The sequence below is a fragment of the Paraburkholderia sp. D1E genome, assembly GCF_052682275.1.
In genome coordinates, this window is sequence record NZ_JBQYMB010000001.1 from 5,868,243 (window position 1) to 5,887,723 (window position 19,481).

The 19,481-nt window shown below is 60.3% G+C and carries 15 protein-coding genes; 11 read left to right on the top strand and 4 right to left on the bottom strand.

Annotated elements, in window-relative coordinates; translation table 11 throughout:
* Positions 1-64 precede the first annotated feature (64 nt).
* Entirely contained in the window at positions 65-1,492 is a 1,428-nt protein-coding gene (gene boxB / locus ACUN0E_RS26460) for a benzoyl-CoA 2,3-epoxidase subunit BoxB (RefSeq protein WP_445568435.1), read from the top strand.
* Positions 1,493-1,556: 64 nt separating this feature from the next.
* Complete coding sequence (boxA, locus tag ACUN0E_RS26465; protein ID WP_445568436.1) at positions 1,557-2,795, top strand: benzoyl-CoA 2,3-epoxidase subunit BoxA; 1,239 nt, start codon at positions 1,557-1,559, stop codon at positions 2,793-2,795.
* 86 nt (positions 2,796-2,881) lie between these two features.
* On the opposite strand, the gene ACUN0E_RS26470 is transcribed toward boxA, so the two are convergent.
* Positions 2,882-3,646, bottom strand: a complete 765-nt coding sequence (locus ACUN0E_RS26470; RefSeq protein WP_445568437.1) for a TetR/AcrR family transcriptional regulator — start codon at positions 3,644-3,646, stop codon at positions 2,882-2,884.
* Positions 3,647-3,948: 302 nt separating this feature from the next.
* Between ACUN0E_RS26470 and ACUN0E_RS26475 the strand changes: the two genes are divergently transcribed.
* From ACUN0E_RS26475 to ACUN0E_RS26515, 9 genes are all read left to right on the top strand, one after another.
* Complete coding sequence (locus tag ACUN0E_RS26475) at positions 3,949-5,229, top strand: Zn-dependent hydrolase (protein WP_445568438.1); 1,281 nt, start codon at positions 3,949-3,951, stop codon at positions 5,227-5,229.
* Between the two features lie 143 nt (positions 5,230-5,372).
* The gene (locus ACUN0E_RS26480) at positions 5,373-6,722 is read left to right on the top strand and encodes an NAD(P)-dependent oxidoreductase (RefSeq protein ID WP_445568439.1); all 1,350 of its coding nucleotides are present in this window, start codon (positions 5,373-5,375) and stop codon (positions 6,720-6,722) included.
* 65 nt (positions 6,723-6,787) lie between these two features.
* The gene (gene preA, locus ACUN0E_RS26485; RefSeq protein WP_408228905.1) at positions 6,788-8,134 is read left to right on the top strand and encodes an NAD-dependent dihydropyrimidine dehydrogenase subunit PreA; all 1,347 of its coding nucleotides are present in this window, start codon (positions 6,788-6,790) and stop codon (positions 8,132-8,134) included.
* 118 nt (positions 8,135-8,252) lie between these two features.
* Positions 8,253-9,764: an NCS1 family nucleobase:cation symporter-1 gene (locus tag ACUN0E_RS26490; RefSeq protein WP_408228908.1), complete on the top strand. Its 1,512-nt coding sequence runs from the start codon at positions 8,253-8,255 to the stop codon at positions 9,762-9,764.
* Between the two features lie 63 nt (positions 9,765-9,827).
* Positions 9,828-11,279: a dihydropyrimidinase gene (gene hydA, locus ACUN0E_RS26495; protein WP_408228911.1), complete on the top strand. Its 1,452-nt coding sequence runs from the start codon at positions 9,828-9,830 to the stop codon at positions 11,277-11,279.
* A 353-nt stretch (positions 11,280-11,632) separates the two neighbouring features.
* Positions 11,633-12,415 carry an amino acid ABC transporter substrate-binding protein gene (locus ACUN0E_RS26500; RefSeq protein WP_445568440.1) on the top strand — a complete coding sequence of 261 codons (783 nt, stop codon included), beginning with the start codon at positions 11,633-11,635 and terminating at the stop codon, positions 12,413-12,415.
* 22 nt (positions 12,416-12,437) lie between these two features.
* Positions 12,438-13,115 (top strand): amino acid ABC transporter permease, encoded by a 678-nt coding sequence (locus ACUN0E_RS26505; RefSeq protein ID WP_325044858.1) that lies wholly within the window; start codon positions 12,438-12,440, stop codon positions 13,113-13,115.
* A complete protein-coding gene (locus ACUN0E_RS26510) occupies positions 13,115-13,915 on the top strand; it encodes an amino acid ABC transporter ATP-binding protein (RefSeq protein ID WP_445568441.1) in 801 nt (266 codons plus the stop codon). Before ACUN0E_RS26505 ends, ACUN0E_RS26510 begins: the two co-directional genes overlap by 1 nt.
* A gap of 495 nt (positions 13,916-14,410) precedes the next feature.
* Positions 14,411-15,583, top strand: coding sequence for a transposase (locus ACUN0E_RS26515; RefSeq protein ID WP_445568442.1), 1,173 nt, complete (start codon positions 14,411-14,413; stop codon positions 15,581-15,583).
* A 131-nt stretch (positions 15,584-15,714) separates the two neighbouring features.
* Here ACUN0E_RS26515 and leuA read toward each other — a convergent pair whose 3' ends face one another.
* The 3 genes from leuA to ACUN0E_RS26530 all read right to left on the bottom strand — a co-directional run bounded on the left by leuA (position 15,715) and on the right by ACUN0E_RS26530 (position 19,423).
* Positions 15,715-17,433: a 2-isopropylmalate synthase gene (leuA, locus tag ACUN0E_RS26520; protein WP_445568443.1), complete on the bottom strand. Its 1,719-nt coding sequence runs from the start codon at positions 17,431-17,433 to the stop codon at positions 15,715-15,717.
* A gap of 321 nt (positions 17,434-17,754) precedes the next feature.
* The gene (locus ACUN0E_RS26525) at positions 17,755-18,633 is read right to left on the bottom strand and encodes a class I SAM-dependent methyltransferase (RefSeq protein ID WP_445568444.1); all 879 of its coding nucleotides are present in this window, start codon (positions 18,631-18,633) and stop codon (positions 17,755-17,757) included.
* 154 nt (positions 18,634-18,787) lie between these two features.
* Entirely contained in the window at positions 18,788-19,423 is a 636-nt protein-coding gene (locus ACUN0E_RS26530) for a cadmium resistance transporter (protein WP_445568445.1), read from the bottom strand.
* Between the last annotated feature and the right edge of the window lie 58 nt (positions 19,424-19,481).

Sequence of the window (19,481 nt, forward strand, 5' to 3'; positions counted from 1 at the left end):
AACGCCGCCTGCCTGATACGCGCATCCCATACGCAAGCTCTGTATTCCGACCAAGGAACCGACCATGTCAACGATCAACTACAGCGAAAAGATTCCGAACAACGTCAATCTCGCCGACGACCGCACGCTGCAACGCGCGCTCGAACAATGGCAGCCGAATTTTCTGGCGTGGTGGGGCGATATGGGCCCGGAAGGCTCGCACGGCTATGACGTGTATCTGCGCACGGCGGTGAGCGTCGATGCGGGTGGTTGGGCGCATTTCGATCACGTGAAGATGCCGGACTATCGCTGGGGCATTTTCCTCACGCCCGGCGAGCAGGACCGCAAGATTCATTTCGGTGAGCACAAGGGAGAGGCTGCGTGGCAGGACGTGCCCGGCGAGCATCGCGCGAATCTGCGCCGCATCATTGTGACGCAAGGCGACACAGAACCGGCTTCGGTCGAGCAGCAACGGCATCTGGGTCTGACCGCGCCGTCGATGTACGACTTGCGCAACCTGTTTCAGGTGAACGTGGAAGAAGGGCGCCATTTATGGGCGATGGTGTATCTGCTGCATCGCTACTTCGGCCGTGATGGACGTGAGGAAGCCGAAGCACTGCTCGGCCGCCGTTCGGGCGACGAAGACAATCCGCGCATTCTCGGCGCCTTCAACGAGAAAACGCCGGACTGGCTCGCGTTCTACATGTTCACGTACTTTACCGACCGCGACGGCAAGTTCCAGTTGTCGGCACTCGCCGAGTCGGGTTTCGATCCGCTGGCGCGCACCACGAAGTTCATGCTGACCGAAGAAGCGCATCACATGTTCGTCGGCGAATCGGGGGTGTCGCGTGTGATTCAGCGCACCGCGCAAGTGATGAACGAACTGGGCACGGATGACGTCGCAAAGATTCGTGCAGCCGGTGTGATCGATCTGCCGACAATCCAGCGTTATCTGAACTTCCATTACTCGGTGACGATCGATCTGTTCGGCGCCGATCATTCCTCGAATGCGGCCACGTTCTATAGCTCGGGCCTGAAGGGTCGCTACGAGGAGAACAAGCGTGACGACGATCATCAATTGAACGGTCAAAACTACAAACTGCTCGATGTGCAGGACGGCAAGCTGGTCGAGCGCGAAGTGCCGATGCTCAACGCGATGAATGAAGTGCTGCGCGACGACTATATTAAAGATTCGGTGGCGGGCGTTGGCCGCTGGAACAAGGTGCTCGAAAAAGCCGGCATCGATTTCCGTATGACGGTGCCTCACAAAGCGTTCAATCGCCAGATCGGCACCTTCGCGAACACCCGTGTATCGCCGGATGGCCGCGTGATCGGCGGGACCGAATGGGCCGCCAATGAAGCGAAGTGGCTCGCCACACCGGAAGACCGTGCCTATGTCGCTTCGCTGATGGGCCGTGTCGCCGAACCCGGCAAGTTCGCGAACTGGATTGCGCCGCCGGCAATGGGCGTGAACCGTCAGCCGGTCGATTTCGAATACGTGCGCTTCAACTGAGCAGGCGATTAAAGACGTGTGGCGTACGACGTCGTATTCGCACGAATATAGGGTGGAGGAAGTCATGAACGGCCCAGTATCGATCGAAGTTCTCAGGCAGCATCTGATCGATCCGGAAATCTGCATTCGCTGCAATACCTGCGAAGAGACTTGCCCGGTCGATGCGATCACGCACGACGAGAACAATTATGTGGTCAAGGCGGATGTCTGCAACGGTTGCATGGCGTGCGTGCCACCATGTCCGACCGGTGCGATTGATAACTGGCGCACGGTGCTGAAAGCCGATGCATATCCCATCGGCGAGCAGTTCAAATGGGACGTGTTGCCTGAGCAGAACACAATGGCCGTGCCGGCAGCGGAAGATGCAGCGACGGGATCGTCAGGCGAGACACCGGCGGACGCGAGCGGTATTGAAGTCGATACCGTGCGCGGGTCGGTCGTGCCGCCGTGGTCCGCTGCGAAGCCGTACGTGAATCTCTATACGCACAAGGAGCCAACTACCGCGACGGTGGTCGGCAACTACCGGCTCACCGACGGCTCGACCGATAGCGATATCCACCACATCGTGTTCGATTTCGGTTCGATGCCTTTTCCTGTGCTGGAGGGACAGTCGATCGGTATCCTGCCGCCGGGAGCGACCGCGGATGGCCGCACACATCACGCACGACAGTATTCGATTGCGAGCCCGCGCGACGGCGAACGGCCCGGCTATAACAACGTTTCTCTCACCGTGAAACGCGTTTCCCAGCAGCACGGCGATGCACTCGATGGTGTCTGCTCGAATTATCTGTGCGATCTGAAGAAGGGTGACGTCGTGAGCGTGATCGGCCCGTTCGGCGGTACCTTCCTGATGCCGAATCATCCGAACTCGCATTTGCTGATGATTTGCACGGGCACGGGTTCTGCGCCGATGCGCGCGATGACCGAGTATCGCAGGCGGCGTCGTCTGAAAGGCGCGACCGGCAAGCTGATGTTGTTCTTCGGCGCACGCACGAAAGAAGAGTTGCCGTACTTTGGGCCACTGACGAATCTGCCCAAGGATTTCATCGACACGAATCTGGCGTTTTCGCGCACGCCGGGTCAGCCCAGGCGCTACGTGCAGGATGTCATGCGTGAGCGCGCGGTCGACGTCGCGCACATGCTCAAGGACGACAACACGCATATCTACGTGTGCGGATTGAAGGGTATGGAAGATGGCGTGTTGCAGGCACTCAAGGAAATTGGCGAGCAGCACCAACTCGATTGGGAAGCGTTATGGATGAAGCTGAAGCGGGAGGGGCGGCTGCATCTGGAGACTTACTGAACCACTAAGCCTCGGGCGAGGTTCACGTTTCACGCCATAGGGCGAAGGCCCGGCTGCAGTTAAAAACGCAGCCGGGCTTTTGCTTTTTATCTCGACGGGTCCGCGCCGTCCTCATGCTGTGCTGGCGACACCGCCCCACACGCCCGAATCACCAGTTGCACGACTTCCTCGGTTGTCGCTTCGAACGCCTTCTGCGTGAGCGCTCGCTTGCCTTTAAGCGCGCGAATCTGCGCATCGAAGTCGGCGTAATGCTGAGTGGTTGCCCAGATCATGTACATCAGCGTTTGCGCATTCACGGGCGCCAGCAAGCCGCGCGCGATCCAGTCGTCGATGACCTTCACCCGGCTGTCCAGCCACGGCTTTACGCGCCCGGTGAGAATGTCCTCCATATGCTCCGCGCCGTGGATGATCTCGCTCGCCCACACCTTCGAGCCCAAAGGCCGGCGGCGCGACAATTCCATCTTCGCGCGTACGTATCCGCCGATTGCCTCGACCGGATCATCGCTGCATTCAAACGTATCCGCCGCGCGGTGCCAGTCTTCGAACAGGTCTTCCAGCACGCGCCGGTACAACGCGAGCTTTGTCGGGAAGTAGTAATGCAAGTTAGCTTTCGGTAAGCCTGCGCGTTCCGCGATCATCGCCGTACTGGTTCCGTCGAGTCCTCGCTCCGCGAAAACCGCTTCGGCACACGCCAATAAATGCGCTTCATTCGACTCGCGAATGTGTGCCTTGCGCCGCCGCAAAGGTGCGCGAGTTTCGTCCCCCGTCTCGTTGTTTTCCGTGATGTCGGCAGCCACGTTGTCGTCTCTCATGTTGGCCTTCATCGGCATGTGTGCCGCGTCGCGCTTCATTCTAGTCGTTTGGGCGCGGATGGACACGCGCATTCGAGGCCGTCGATAAACGCGTGTTGCAGTGCAATGGCACGCTTCTCGCTATGTTTCCCACCGTACGAAAGGTATTGATTTGGCGGGCTTAATCGTCTACAACCTGTCCAACTGGACAGGATTGAGAGAGCGGGCGATGCCCCAGGGTTTGCCCTCTGACGAAGAGGCAATTAAAGGCATTGAGTGTGCACCGCCGCCGTGCGGCCACGCCCCAAAATTTGCCGCCCATGCACCAGTTTCATGTCGGTTCACCGAAAGGAGCGAGACGAATGAACGCGGTATCCGAAGCGCTGAAGCACTCCGAACCCGCTACGTCGATCAAGGTCGATGGCAAGCGGCTGTGGGACAGCCTGATGACGATGGCGAAGATCGGCGCAACACCCAAAGGCGGCGTGTGCCGGCTGGCACTGACCGACCTCGACAAACAAGGGCGCGACCTGATCGTCAGTTGGGCGAAGGAAGCGGGTTGTGCTGTCACTGTCGATCAGATGGGCAATGTATTCATGCGCCGCGCCGGGCGTAATCCCGATGCGTTGCCGGTTGTGACCGGTTCGCATGCTGACTCGCAGCCGACCGGCGGGCGGTTCGACGGTATCTACGGCGTGCTCGGTGGACTCGAAGTCATCCGCAGTCTGAACGATCACGGCATCGAGACCGAGCATCCCGTTGAAGTGGTGATCTGGACCAATGAGGAAGGCTCGCGCTTCGCGCCTGCAATGGTCGCCTCGGGTGTATTCGCCGGCGTCTTTACGCTGGACTACGGCCTCTCGCGCAAGGACGTGGACGGCAAGACCATCGGCGACGAACTTAAGCGCATTGGCTACGCGGGCAATGTTCCTTGCGGTGGCCGTCCCTTGCATGCCGCGTTCGAATTGCATATCGAACAAGGGCCGATTCTCGAAGCTGAGCAGAAAACCATTGGCGTGGTGACCGATGCGCAAGGTCAACGCTGGTACGAAATCACGCTGACGGGGCAGGAGGCGCATGCGGGTCCGACGCCGATGCCGCGCCGTCGCGATGCATTGCTCGGCGCCGCGCGCGTGGTCGATCTGGTCAATCGCATCGGGCTGGATAACGCGCCGTTCGGCTGCGCAACGGTCGGCATGATGCAGGTCTATCCGAACTCACGCAATGTGATTCCGGGGCGCGTGTTCTTCACGGTCGACTTTCGCCATCCGGATGACGCCGTACTCGCGAAGATGGATGCCGCGTTGCGCGAAGGGGTGGCGAAGATCACGGGCGCGATCGGTCTGGAAACCGAACTCGAGCAGATCTTTTACTACGCGCCAGTCGCTTTCGACGAGGCATGCGTGAAGTCGGTACGCGCCGCGGCTGAACGCTTTGGCTACCCGCACCGCAACATGGTGTCCGGTGCGGGACACGACGCCTGCTATCTCTCGCAAGTAGCGCCGACTTCGATGGTGTTCGTGCCGTGTGTCGACGGGATCAGTCACAACGAGATCGAGGACGCGACCTTCGAATGGATCGAAGCGGGCGCGAATGTCTTGCTGCACGCCATGCTCGGACGAGCGTGCGAGCCGGTTTCATAACGCTTTAGCGGTAGCAGGTTGTGGTTGCGGGTTGTAGTTGATTCCCTGGCCTCACCGTAGCGCCCATAAAACATGCCGCCCCGGCTCCGCTTCTGCGCAGTCGGCGGGGACGGCTACGTCCTCACATCGAAGAAGGAACGTGTATGGCCATCAAGCAAACCGGCGATATTGCGGCTCAGCGCCTATCGGCCGATCAACTCTCGTGCGAGTTCTCCGACATCGCGCCGTTGCTCGACGCGAGTGCCGCGGCCGCAGCCGCGAGCCGCTGTCACTACTGTTATGACGCACCGTGCGTAAATGCGTGTCCGACGCAGATCGACATTCCCAGCTTCATTCGCAAGATCAGCAACGGCAATCTGAAGGGCGCGGCCGTCGATATTCTCTCGGCGAATCCGCTGGGCGGCATGTGCGCGCGCGTTTGCCCGACCGAGATTCTTTGCGAGGGTGCTTGTGTGCGCAACCATCAGGATGCGAAGCCGGTGGCGATCGGCGCGCTGCAACGTCATGCGACTGATTGGGCGATGGCGCGCGGTGAAGCGCTGTTCAAGCGCGCGGCCGAAACGGGTCGGCATGTCGCGGTGGTCGGTGCGGGACCGGCGGGACTGGCGTGTGCACATCGGCTTGCATTGGCCGGCCATAACGTGACGATTTACGATGCTAACGAGAAGGCGGGCGGTTTGAACGAGTACGGTATTGCTGCCTATAAAACGGTCGACGATTTTGCGCAGCGCGAAGTGGCGTGGCTGTGCTCGATCGGTGGCATCGAGATCAGGCACGGCGTAGCGCTTGGACGTGACGTGGATCTCGATGCGCTGCGCAAGCAGCACGATGCGGTCTTCCTCGCGATGGGTCTCACGGGCGTGCGTGCCCTGGCGATGGAGGGCGAGGATCTGAGTGGTGTGATGAACGCAGTGGATTTCATCGAACAGGTGCGCACCGCGCGTGACTTCGGCACGGTGCCGGTGGGCCGCCGGGTCGTCGTGATCGGCGGCGGCAATACGGCGGTGGATGCGGCCGTGCAAAGTCGCAAGCTCGGCGCGACGTCAGTGACGATGGTGTATCGACGCGGCGTCCAGTCGATGAGCGCGACGTGGGCCGAGCGCGATTTCGCGCAGACCAACGGCGTCACGCTCGTCACGCACGCAACGCCGACTCGTTTGATCGGAGAAAGCGGTGTGGTCACGGGTGTTGAATTCGAACGTACGTCGAGCGATGGCAATCGGGAGCGCTTCGTGGTCGAAGCCGACGTGGTGCTCAAAGCGATTGGGCAAACATTGGTGCCAGTCGGCATCGAGCGAGAACTTCTGACGCTTGATGGCAGCCGCATCGCGGTGGATGCAAACGGACAAACTTCGTTGCCTGGTGTGTGGGCAGGCGGTGATTGCGCGGCGACAGGCGGAATCGATCTGACGGTACAAGCGGTGCAGGACGGCAAGATCGCCGCCGCCGCGATTGACGCGCAGTTCGCCCGCACAGCTGTCAAAGCCGCCTGAGTCGCTTAAGCACATTAAGTCACGCATCCCACCAGATAAAAACAGCAGTCCCCAAGGAGCCGAACATGGCCGATCTGCGCTGTACGATTGCCGGCATTACGTCGCCGAATCCTTTCTGGCTTGCCTCCGCGCCGCCGACCGACAAAGCCTATAACGTGAACCGCGCGTTCGAAGCGGGCTGGGGCGGCGTGGTGTGGAAGACCCTGGGCCTCGACCCGCATGTAGTGAATGTCAGTTCGCGCTATGGCGCAGTGCAATGGAACGGCCAGCGCATCGCGGGTCTGAACAACATCGAACTGATCACCGACCGTCCGCTCGACATCAACCTTAAGGAAATCGCCCAGGTCAAACGCGACTGGCCGGACCGCGCGATGATCGTCTCGCTGATGGTGCCGTGCAACGAGCACGACTGGAAGTGGATTTTGCCCCTCGTCGAAGATACCGGCGCCGATGCGGTCGAACTGAATTTCGGTTGCCCGCACGGCATGAGCGAACGCGGCATGGGCGCGGCCGTGGGCCAGGTGCCCGAGTATGTGGAGATGGTCACGCGCTGGGTCAAGGAAGGCACGAAGCTGCCATGTCTCGTCAAGCTCACGCCGAATATCAGTGACATTCGCACCAGTTCTCGCGCGGCTTATAAAGGCGGCGCGGACGGCGTGTCGCTGATCAACACCATCAATTCCATCGTCGCCGTGGATCTCGATGCAATGTCGCCGTTGCCGATGGTCGATGGCAAGGGCACGCACGGCGGCTACTGCGGTCCGGCTGTGAAGCCGATCGCACTGAACATGGTGGCTGAAATTGCTCGCGACGTGGAAACACCGAATCTGCCGATCTCCGGCATCGGCGGTATTTCGACGTGGCGCGACGCGGCCGAATTCATGGTGCTCGGCGCGGGCAGCGTACAGGTCTGCACGGCGGCGATGCACTATGGATTCCGTATCGTCTCCGATCTCGCGGATGGTCTTTCAAACTGGATGGACGAAAAAGGCTACGCGACGCTTGACGACATTCGCGGTCGCGCCGTGCCGAACGTCACCGACTGGAAGTACCTGAACCTCAAATACGACATCAAGGCGCGCATCGATCAGGACAAGTGCATCCAGTGCGGCCTTTGCCATATCGCGTGCGAAGACACCGCTCACCAGGCGATCATGAAAGAAAAAGCTGGCGTCCGGCATTTTGAAGTGATGGACTCCGAATGTGTCGGCTGTAATCTGTGCATGCATGTATGCCCGGTCGAACAGTGCATCACGATGGAACGTGTGGACAACGGTGAGTACGCTAACTGGACGACGCATCCGAACAACCCAGCGCGTGTTGATGCCGGTGAAAGCGACAAGTCGGATGCCGCTGAAACCGCCGGGCATGCGCAGGCCCACGCTCACGCTCACGCAGCGAAAGCAGCCTGAAACATGAGCTACCTGCAGGAAAGGAAACGAAGCGCTTGTACTGAACCTGTAATTTTCCCCAAGGCCTGACGCACCATCAGAAGCCGCGCGGGCCACAACGATCAGTGGAGATCTTTCGATGAAGCAGACAGCGCAACCCGTCGATCCGCAGTTTGCGGCCGGCGCGCAGGGCAGCAGTCTTTATAACGATGACCTTGCGCCGACCGGCGTCGCACAGCGCACGTGGAGGTGGTATCACTTCGCCGCGCTCTGGGTGGGGATGGTGATGAACATCGCCTCATACATGCTCGCGGCCGGTTTGACGGAAGAGGGCATGTCGCCGTGGCAGGCGGTGGCGACCGTGCTGCTCGGCAATCTGATTGTGCTGGTGCCGATGCTGCTGATCGGGCATGCGGGCGCGAAGCACGGTATTCCGTATGCCGTGCTGGTGCGTTCCTCCTTCGGCACGCAAGGCGCGAAATTGCCGGCGATGTTGAGGGCGATCGTCGCGTGTGGCTGGTACGGCATTCAGACATGGCTTGGCGGCAGCGCGATCTATACGTTGCTGAACATCCTGTCTGGCAACGCGCTGCACGGTGCGGCCTTGCCCTTCCTCGATATCTCGTTCGCACAGCTCGCGTGCTTCCTCGTGTTCTGGGCGCTGCAGATCTACTTCATCATCCACGGCACCGATTCGATTCGCTGGCTCGAAAGCTGGTCCGCGCCGATCAAGATCGTGATGTGTGTCGCGCTGGTGTGGTGGGCCACCTCGAAAGCGGGCGGCCTCGGTTCGATGCTGTCGGCGCCGTCGCAGTTCGTGCCGGGCGGCAAGAAGGAGGGCATGTTCTGGGTCACCTTCTGGCCTGGCCTCACGGCGATGGTGGGCTTCTGGGCGACGCTCGCGCTGAATATCCCTGACTTCACACGCTTTGCGAAAACGCAGCGCGATCAGATCATCGGCCAGTCGGTTGGATTGCCGATTCCGATGGCGCTGCTCTCGGTGATCTCCGTGGTGGTGACGTCGGCGACCGTGGTGATCTACGGCAAGGCGATCTGGGACCCGATCGACCTCACGAGCCGCATGACCGGCATCGGCGTCGGGCTCGCGCTGATCATCCTGACGCTGGATACGATGTGCTGCAATCTCGCGGCGAACCTCGTGGGGCCGGCCTATGACTTTTCGAGCCTGTGGCCCAAGGGTATTTCGTATCGTGTCGGCGGCATGATTACCGCGACCATCGCCATTGTGATGATGCCGTGGAAGATTCTCGCCACCACGCAGGGCTACATCTTCACGTGGCTGGTCGGATACTCGGCCTTGCTTGGTCCAGTGGCAGGTATTCTGATGGTCGACTATTTTCTGATTCGAGGCACACGGCTGGACCCGCGTGAACTGTTCGACGAGCATGGCGAGTACAGCTACACCGGCGGCTGGAACATCGGCGCGGTGGTGGCGCTCGCGATCGGCGTGCTGCCGAATCTGCCGGGCTTTTTGCATACCGCGTTTCCGGCATCGTTCCCGAATGTGCCGGCGATTTTCAACACGCTCTATACGTATGCATGGTTTGTCGGACTCGCGTTGGCATCGATCGTATACAGCGCATGGATGAAGCTGAGCCAGGGACCGAGCGCGGGTGTGGTGCGTGCATAAACCACACAAGAAACAAACGAAGTACGTAGCACCGAAACCAGCAGTTCATAAGGAGGCGGCAACATGACGACCCTGATTCGCGGCGGCACGATTATCGACGCGGAGAACACGTATCGTGCGGACGTGTTGTGTGCGGACCCGGAAGATGGTGGCACGATCCTGCAGATCGGAGCGGACCTGGAAGCACCGGCGGGTGCCACGATCGTCGATGCGGGCGGGCAATATGTGATGCCCGGCGGCATCGATCCGCATACGCACATGGAATTGCCGTTCATGGGCACGACGGCGAGCGACGATTTCTATACCGGTACGGCCGCGGGTTTATCCGGCGGCACGACCAGCATCATCGACTTCGTGATTCCGAGTCCGAAGCAGCCGTTGATGGAGGCCTTCAAGGAATGGCGCGGTTGGGCTGAAAAGGCGTCGGCGGACTATGGCTTTCACGTTGCGGTGACGTGGTGGGACGATTCGGTCTATCGCGACATGGGCACGCTGGTGCACGAACACGGCGTGTCGAGTTTCAAGCACTTCATGGCCTACAAAAACGCGATCATGGCCGACGACGAAGTACTGGTGAACAGTTTCTCGCGTTCGCTCGAACTCGGCGCGCTGCCCACTGTGCATGCGGAAAATGGTGAGCTGGTGTTTCAGTTGCAGCGTCAATTGCTTGCGAAAGGCTTTACGGGTCCGGAGGCGCATCCATTGTCGCGGCCACCGGAAGTGGAGGGCGAGGCCGCCAATCGTGCAATCCGTATCGCGCAGGTGCTAGGCGTGCCGGTGTATATCGTCCACGTGTCCTCGAAAGATGCGGTCGATGCGATTGCACGTGCCCGCAGCGAAGGCCTTCGGGTGTTCGGTGAAGTGTTGCCGGGCCATCTGGTGATCGACGAGGCGGTGTATCGCGATCCAGACTGGGCCCGTGCGGCGGCGCACGTAATGAGCCCGCCGTTCCGCTCCGCGGAGCATCGGGAGGCATTGTGGCGTGGTCTGCAAGCGGGACAATTGCACACCACAGCGACCGATCATTGCGTGTTCTGCGCATCGCAGAAGGCCATGGGCCGTGAGGACTTTACGAAGATCCCGAACGGCTGCGGTGGCGTCGAAGATCGTATGGCGGTGCTCTGGCATCACGGTGTGAATTCGGGGCGCCTCACGCCGAATGAATTCGTGCGCATCACGTCGACCAACGCCGCGCAGATTTTCAACCTGTATCCGCGTAAAGGTGCGGTACAGGTGGGCGCGGACGCGGACCTGGTCGTGTGGGATCCGAAGGCAAGTAAAACGATTTCGGTGAAGACGCATCATCAGAAGGTCGACTTCAACGTGTTCGAAGGGATGACGGTGCAGGGTACGGCGATGCACACGCTCACGCGCGGCGCACTGGCATGGACCGATGGTGAGCTGCGGGCCGTGCGTGGCGCGGGGCGCTATCTGAAGCGCCCACCGAATCCGGCTTACTTCGATGCGATCCGGGTTGCCAATAAACGGAAGGAGCCGCATCCGGTGGAACGGTAAGCGGTTTGCAATCTGGCGGGCGGCCTCGCAGTGCCGCCCATGCCGGCTGTTTTTCACCGCCGCGCGTTCGCCGCGGCGACACCCTCCCGCGTTTTCCCCGATGGCGCTCGGCACGCGTTCCGTGGTGCGATGCATGCCGCGTCTATGATATCTGCTTCAGAGTCGAATTCGACGTTGTATGAGCTGCCTTGGCTGTCCGCTTAGCACGCAAGCGCATATTGATCGGAAACCTGATCCTTTGTAAAAACGCAGACCGTTTGCTACAGTCCGCCCACTCTGCCGGGCCTGACCGCTGGCGGAATGCCGCACACAAAACCATGCAACTGACGTAGCAAACTTTACGGAGCCACCTGATGAAGTCGATTCGTTCCATTCTACTGATCGCGCTGCTGCAAGCGGTGACCCTGAGCCCGGCGTTTGCCGCCGACGAACTGGCGCAGATCAAGTCAGCGGGTGTGTTCAAGATCGGCACCGAAGGCACCTACGCACCGTTCACGTACCACGACGAATCCGGCAAGCTGACCGGTTTCGACGTCGAGATCGGCACGGCGATCGCGCAACGCCTGGGCGTCAAGCCGCAATTCGTCGAAGGCAAATGGGACGGTCTGATCGCCGGTCTCGATGTGAACCGCTACGACGCGGTGATCAATGAAGTCGCTGTCACCGACGCGCGCAAGGTGAAATACGATTTCTCGGACCCGTACATCACTTCGCACGCGGCGCTGATCGTGGCCTCGAACAACACCGCGATCAAGAGCTTTGACGACCTGAAAGGCAAGAAGTCGGCGAATACGCTGACCAGCAATTTCGGCAAGATCGCGGCCGCGCATGGCGCGGAGGTGATTCCCGTGCAGGGCTTCAACGAATCGATCGATCTGTTGACCTCGGGCCGAGTCGACGCGACTGTTAACGATTCGCTGTCGTTCCTCGACTTCAAGAAGCACAAGCCCGATGCGAAGGTAAAGATCGCCGCGCTCGATACTTCTTCCGATAGCAGCGACAAGTCCGCAGTGCTGATTCGCAAGGGCAGCCCGGAATTGCAGGCAGCAATCAATAAGGCACTCGCCGACATGAGGAAAGACGGCACGTATTTGAAAATTTCGCAGAAGTATTTCGGTAAAGACGTCTCCCAATAAGCGCCACCTGCGAGTCTGAATCATGCCGGCATGGTTGCATCTGATGGCGCAGTCGCTGTGGCCCCTTCTGTACGCGGGGCTTGTCTTCACCGTGCCGCTCACACTGGCATCGTTCGCGATCGGGATCGTGGTGGCATTTATCGTCGCGCTGGTCCGGCTATTCGGACCGCGCTGGGCGGTAGTGTGCGTGCGCTTCTACGTGTGGCTATTTCGCGGCTCGCCGTTACTGGTGCAACTGTTCGTGATTTTCTACGGACTACCGAACGTGGGCATCGTGCTCGATCCGTTGACGGCGGCGATCATCGGTTTTTCGCTGAATGTCGGTGCGTATAACTCGGAAGTGATCCGCGGCGTGATCGAGTCGATTCCGAAGGGGCAGTGGGAAGCGGCGTACTCGATGGGCATGACGCGTGAGCAGGCGTTGCGCCGCGCGATCTTGCCGCAAGCCGCGCGTGTCGCACTGCCGCCACTGTCGAACTCGTTTATCGCGTTGGTGAAGGACACCTCGCTCGCCGCGGTACTGACAGTACCGGAGGTGTTTCAGGCGGCGCAGCGGATTGCGTCGGTGACGTATGAGCCGTTGATTCTGTACACCGAGGCGGCACTCGTTTATCTCGTGTTCAGTTCGGTATTGTCGTCGGCGCAAGTCCGGCTCGAACGCAAGTTCGGCCGCCACGCACTTTTCCAGGCGAGCAACTGATGATTCGACTGGAAAAAATCGACAAATACTTCGGCGAGAACCAGGTTCTGAATTCGGTGGACCTGCAACTCGCGTCAGGCAACGTTACCGCACTGATCGGCCCATCCGGCAGCGGCAAGAGTACGCTTTTGCGCTGCGTGAATCTGCTGGAAATTCCCGAGGCTGGATCACTTGAACTGGGCGACCAGCGCCTCGAATTCAGTCGCGATCACAAACCATCGCGCGAAGCCGTGCTGACGATTCGGCGCCGCACCGGCATGGTGTTCCAGAATTTCCAGTTGTTTCCGCATCTGACGGTGCGGCAGAACGTAATGGAAGGCCTGCTGACGGTACAGAAGTGGGACAAGGAAAAAGCGCGCGTACGTGCGGACGAATTACTTGAGAAAGTGGGCATCGCACACAAAGCGGACGCATGGCCCTCAACGCTTTCCGGCGGCCAGCAACAACGCGTAGCGATTGCGAGGGCATTGGCACCGTCGCCGGAAGTATTGTTGTGCGACGAGCCCACATCTGCACTCGATCCGGGACTAGCCGCGGAGGTGGTGGAAGTACTCAAGCAGCTCGCCACGGAAGGCATGACGATGTTGATGGCGACACATGACTTGCGTCTTGCCGCGACGATTGCGCGGGACGTAGTTTTCCTGAACAACGGCGTGGTGGTAGAGCAGGGCCCGTCGCGCGACATTTTCATGAATCCCCGCGAGCTGGAGACAGAACGCTTCGTGTCGACGCTGACGCATAGTTTGCCGGACGCGTGGGCAGAGCGGGGCCGACCTGAGAGAGGGCAAGACGGGGAATAAAAGGAAAGACGGGACTACAAGCCACAGACCTGTTCGTCGGCAGACAGAGGCACAGAAAAAAGAAGAGGGGCGCAGAAGCGCCCCTCAAAAAATCACGACAAAAAACACCATTGGGTTTGCTAGCCGACCCTTCCGGCGAGCACACAGTGCGAGGCGGGAAGTATGACTCCCTTGTCACTCACGGGGAATGTGCGAAAACACAGATTCCAGATGCACCACTACCGCAACTGTGCGGGGGCCCCGCTTAAGAATTAGCGGTGTGAGCCGCTTTCTCTTGTTTACTTCTCTTTGCGGCGGCAAAGAGAAGTAAGTGCCTGCCCCGCACAGCAATGCTCTCAACTTAAGCCCAAAATGGCTTGTATACGGGGCGTTTGCCCTGTAAACTTCATCGCATAACTGATTGATAAATAAACGATATGAACTCAAATACCAGCGTCCTCCCAACTCCTGGCTGAGTTCTCCGATTTCCTGTTCGATCCGGCACTCGCTGAGCGCGTGCGTCTTTCTCCCACTGCCTTTACCCGCAATCGCATCCTGACGCTGCCACGCATGGCCGCGTTGCTGATGTCGGGGATGCGCACGAGCGTGCAGGCCGAGCTCGACGGGCTGTTTGGCGCGCTGCACGGGCAGGCGGTGCGCGCCCGCGCGGTGAGTGCACAGGCCTTCAGCAAGGCGCGCCGCGGCCTGTCGGCCGAGCTGTTCGAACTGGCCCGCGCGCGCCTGGTTGAACTGGCCCAACCCTACATTGATTCGATGCGCTGGAATGGCCTGAGGCTGGTCGCCGCCGACGGTAGCCGTCTGCGGGTAGGCACGCGCGAAGGCCATGATCTGCGCGCCGACCACTACGCATTTGCACTGTTCCTGCCGGGGCCCGAACTGACCCTGCACGCCGCGCTTCATCCGGCCGACGGCTCCGAGCGGCAGATGCTGTTCGAAGCGCTGGATGTGCTGCAGCCGCACACCGATCTGCTACTGCTTGATCGCGGCTATCTCGGCAACATGATGGTGGCCGCGCTGGCGCAGCGCGAGATCCCGTTCTGTCTGCGCGTGGATGCACGCGCCTGGACGTGCGTCACCGCCTTTGCGCGCAGTGGCGAGGCTGAGCGCATCGTGACACTGGCCGCGCCCAATGAACAGGACGCCCTTGACTATGAACTGGTGCGCACGCCCACCACGGTGCGCCTGATCCGTGATGTCACCCCTGGCGGACGTGTGCGTGTGCTGATGACCTCGCTGCTTGATCGCCAGCGCTATCCGGCTGCCACCTTCGGGGCGCTCTATCATCAGCGCTGGCGCATCGGGGAAGCGTTCAAACGGCTCAAGCACCGGCTGCGGCTGGAGGCCGTCACGGGGCTGGACTACCTGGCGCTGCAGCAGGACTTCGGCGCAAAAACCGTCGCCGACAACCTGTGCACACTGCTCAGCGATCTGGACGATGCGCATCATGATGATGAGCCTGCCAGCCGTCCTGATCGTGTTTATGCGCTGGGTGCCCTCAAGCCGATCCTCGGCGCGTGCCTGCTACGGATTGAACACTGCCTGAACCTGCTGCCCAAAGTCATGCCGGCCATCCACCAGGCCCGGTGTCGGATCCAGCCCGCCCGCTCTTACCCTCGACCGCCCCGAAAAGCCAAGCCCCATCACCATCTCGCGTACAAGCTTGCTTGATGAAATGGGGCTTAAGTTGAGAGCATTGCCCCGCACAGGGGCGACACTAATAAACCAATAAGAATTCAAGGAAAGGCCAAAGCCCCGAGACCAAACACCAAAGAATCCAGATCAAGAAAAAATCAAAACCCTCATACAGCAACCCGCTCCACATCACCCCTCAGCGCAACTTCAAAAAACTGCCCTTGGGCCTCAACATTAACCCGCGCATAAGCCCGATTAACCCCACTAATCACAGCCCGAATAGAAGCCGTCACCAGATTGGCATCGATGCCAACCCCAAACGCGCTCCCGGCCACATCAGCCCCAGCCATCTCGGCAACAGCCACAGCGCGAGCATCCGCACCTTGAGTCAAAGCCCGCTCTTCATAGTGCTGAATGCGAACAGGCACCCCAATAGCATGCATCAACGCATCAAGCGGCCCATTCCCTTCACCGTTCAAGACGCGCCGCGAGCCATTAATCTCGACAGTGAGCTTGATATGTTCACGCCCGTTGCGTTCAGACAGACTATGTCCAACGTAGTGAATCGGCGCAGCACTGTGCACATACTCCTGCTGGAACAATTCCCAGATCTGCGAAGGCGTCACTTCCTGACCGCTAGCGTCGGTAAACCGCTGCACAGCAGAGCTGAAATCGACCTGCAAGCGCCGCGGCAGGACCACCCCATAGCTCTGCTCGAGCAAATAAGCGATCCCACCCTTACCGGACTGGCTATTTACACGAATGACGGAATCATAAGTCCGCCCGAGATCGCTCGGATCAATCGGCATATAAGGCACTTCCCAGACCGCATCCGGTTTCTGAACAGCAAGCCCCTTCTTGATCGCATCCTGATGCGAGCCGGAGAAAGCCGTGAACACCAGATCGCCGACATACGGATGACGCGGATGCACCGGCAACTGCGTGCATTCCTCAGCGGTACGCGCGACTTCATTGATATTCGAAAAGTCGAGTTCAGGATCGACACCCTGCGTATACAGATTCAACGCAAGCGTCACGAGATCGACATTGCCGGTGCGTTCACCATTGCCGAACAGGCACCCTTCGATACGATCCGCTCCCGCCATCACCGCCAGTTCCGCAGCAGCCACGGCAGTGCCGCGATCGTTATGCGGATGCACCGAAACGATCAACGAATCGCGACGTGCGAGATTGCGATGCATCCATTCGATCTGGTCCGCGTAGACATTCGGCGTGGCCATTTCAACGGTAGCGGGCAGGTTGACGATTGCCTTGTGTTCGGGCGTCGGTTGCCAGATGTCGAACACGGCGTCGCACACTTCCTTGGCGAATTCGAGTTCGGTGCCGCTGAACACTTCCGGGCTGTATTGCAGCGTGAAGTGCGTTTCCGGCGTGGCGTCAGCGAGACGTTTCATCGTACGCGCGGCGTTTTGCGCGAGTTCTTTCACACCGCTCTTTTCGAGGCCGAACACGATGCGGCGGAATTCCGGCGCAGTGGCGTTGTACAGATGGACGATGGCACGCGGTGCACCACGCAAGGATTCGAAGGTGCGTTCGATCAGGTCGTCGCGAGCTTGTGTCAATACTTCGATCGTGACGTCGTCGGGGATATGGCCGCCTTCGATCAGCTCACGCACGAAATTGAAGTCGGTCTGCGAGGCAGACGGAAATGCGACTTCGATTTCCTTGAAGCCGATCTGCACCAGCGTCTTGAACATGCGCATCTTGCGTTGCGCGTTCATCGGCTCGAACAGCGCCTGATTGCCGTCACGCAGGTCGGTACTCATCCAGATCGGCGCGCGCGTGATGGTGCGCGACGGCCACTGGCGGTCCGTCAAATTGATGGGCTTGAACGAGTGATATTTGGTAGCAGGGTTCTTCAACATTTTCATCATCCTTGGGATCGATCAACCTCGGTGTCGACCGGACGACGAAAACGTAAAGCATGGCCGCCGGTCGGAAACCGGGGCTGGGTCAGTTACTGGGGAATTGAGCGGTGCTTCGGGTGTATCAGATGGAAGCGCGCAGCAGCAGACCTAGCCCGGTAGAGCGGGCTAGTAGTAGCGATAAGGTGGTCTGGGCGCGATACATGGTGTGCAATATGAACATACTATTGGGACTGCGTCAAGCGCAGTGCGGCGAAGAGCGTGCCGACCGGGGGGCTTATGCCGGCCGGGGCGCGTTGAGGCCCAAGCCGGTCATGCCTGTCACCTGGGTTTCACGAAACGCAACGTCATGCGATCCGATTCACCGATCGCCGCGTATTTCGCCCGGTCGACGTCGTGGCCGTCATAGGTGGGCGGCAGGGACCACACGCCGTGCGGATAGTTTTTCGTGTCGCGAGGATTGCTGTTCACCTCGCTTTGGCCGGCCAATTCGAAACCTGCGGCGCGCGCGTGTTCGATGACATAGGCTTGGGTCACATAGCCGGTGTCGATGATCTGTTGCAGGGAGGTGCCTGGCGCCGCGCGATGCTCCTCGACACCGAGGATGCCACCGGGCTTCAGTGCCGCGTAAAAGGCGCGGAGGTTGGCGTCGATCTGGCCGTCCTTGATCCAGTTGTGGATATTGCGGAAGGTCAGCACCTCGTCGACGCTGCCATCGGCCGGAAAGCCGCTGAACTGGCCCGCGCGCAGCGTGCCGACCACCACATTGCCATAGACCGCCGGCGTGGCCGCCAGCTTGCGCGCGAAAGGCGCCCGGCTAGCCTGCTCCTCTGCCGCCGACGCAGCCTCCGGGCTTTCATATTGCGCCTCGTACAGCTTGCCGTGGTCGTGCAGATAGGGCGCGAGTATTTCCGTGTACCAGCCGCCGCCGGGCGCGATCTCCAACACGGTTTGCGACGATTCCACTCCGAAGAACTGCAGCGTTTCCTTCGGATGGCGATAGACGTCGCGTGCGCGGTTCTTGTCGCTGCGCTGCGGCCCGGAGATTGCGGCGTCGAGCGAGGCAGAATCAGCCGCGGTGGAAGTGGTCGATGCCGTCGGGGCCGCGCAGGCGGCCAGCAGCAGCGCCGCGCTTAGCGCCGCGAACGTGGAACGCAGCGCGCGGGCTTGGGGAGTGGGGGGCGTGTTCATGGCACCCATTATCGGCCGCGATCCGCCTGGAAAGAAATCGCCAATCGCCATAACGATATGCGACTGCGGTATTTGCTATGTCCCGGGGGATTGGGTCACCTCACGGTGCGCGCCTGTTTCCGGCGCGACTACCCGCGACTGGATTGCTGGCTCGGCCTCTGGCTCACATACCGAACACGATCCGCAGCGTATCGTTCTGCACAATCACGGAGATGCCGATTACCAGTAGGATCAACGGCAGCAGCGCAGTACCGTAGCGCCGGATCGGCGCGCCCAGCAGCGGATGCTCCACCAGCCACACCGCGCCCGCGCACCACAGCCCGATCATCACGACGAACACTAACGAGATAAACATACCCTCGCTGTGCGAATGACTGGCGTACAAGGGCACGTAGACGGCGAGGTTATCCGAGCCGTTGGCGACCGCCACGCACGCGACTGTCCACCATGACGAGCGTGTGACGGTCACAGTCGATGTGCCCGGTGCATTCGTGTGCGCGGTGGTCTGCGCTTCTTTGTCCTGATCCGCGTTGGCGGGGCGAAAGCGTGTCCATGCTTTGCTCAGGCCCACGCCGATCGGCAGAATGCCGAGCAAACCGACATAGCCTGCGGGTAACCGCGTCAACAACGCGGCAAGCAGAATCGACCCCACGATCAAGACCAGCGAACCGGCAAACTGCCCGGCGATCACCCGACGCCGCTGGCCGCGCGCTTCCGCAAGGAAGGCGAGCAGCACGAAAAGGTTGTCGATATTGGTGGCGGCGTAAGCCGCGACGGCGAGCAGGGCAACGCTGAACATGCGGGAAAGCCGGTCAATGCACAGTGGGGAAGCGGATCTGCACCCGTGAAGCGGGCCC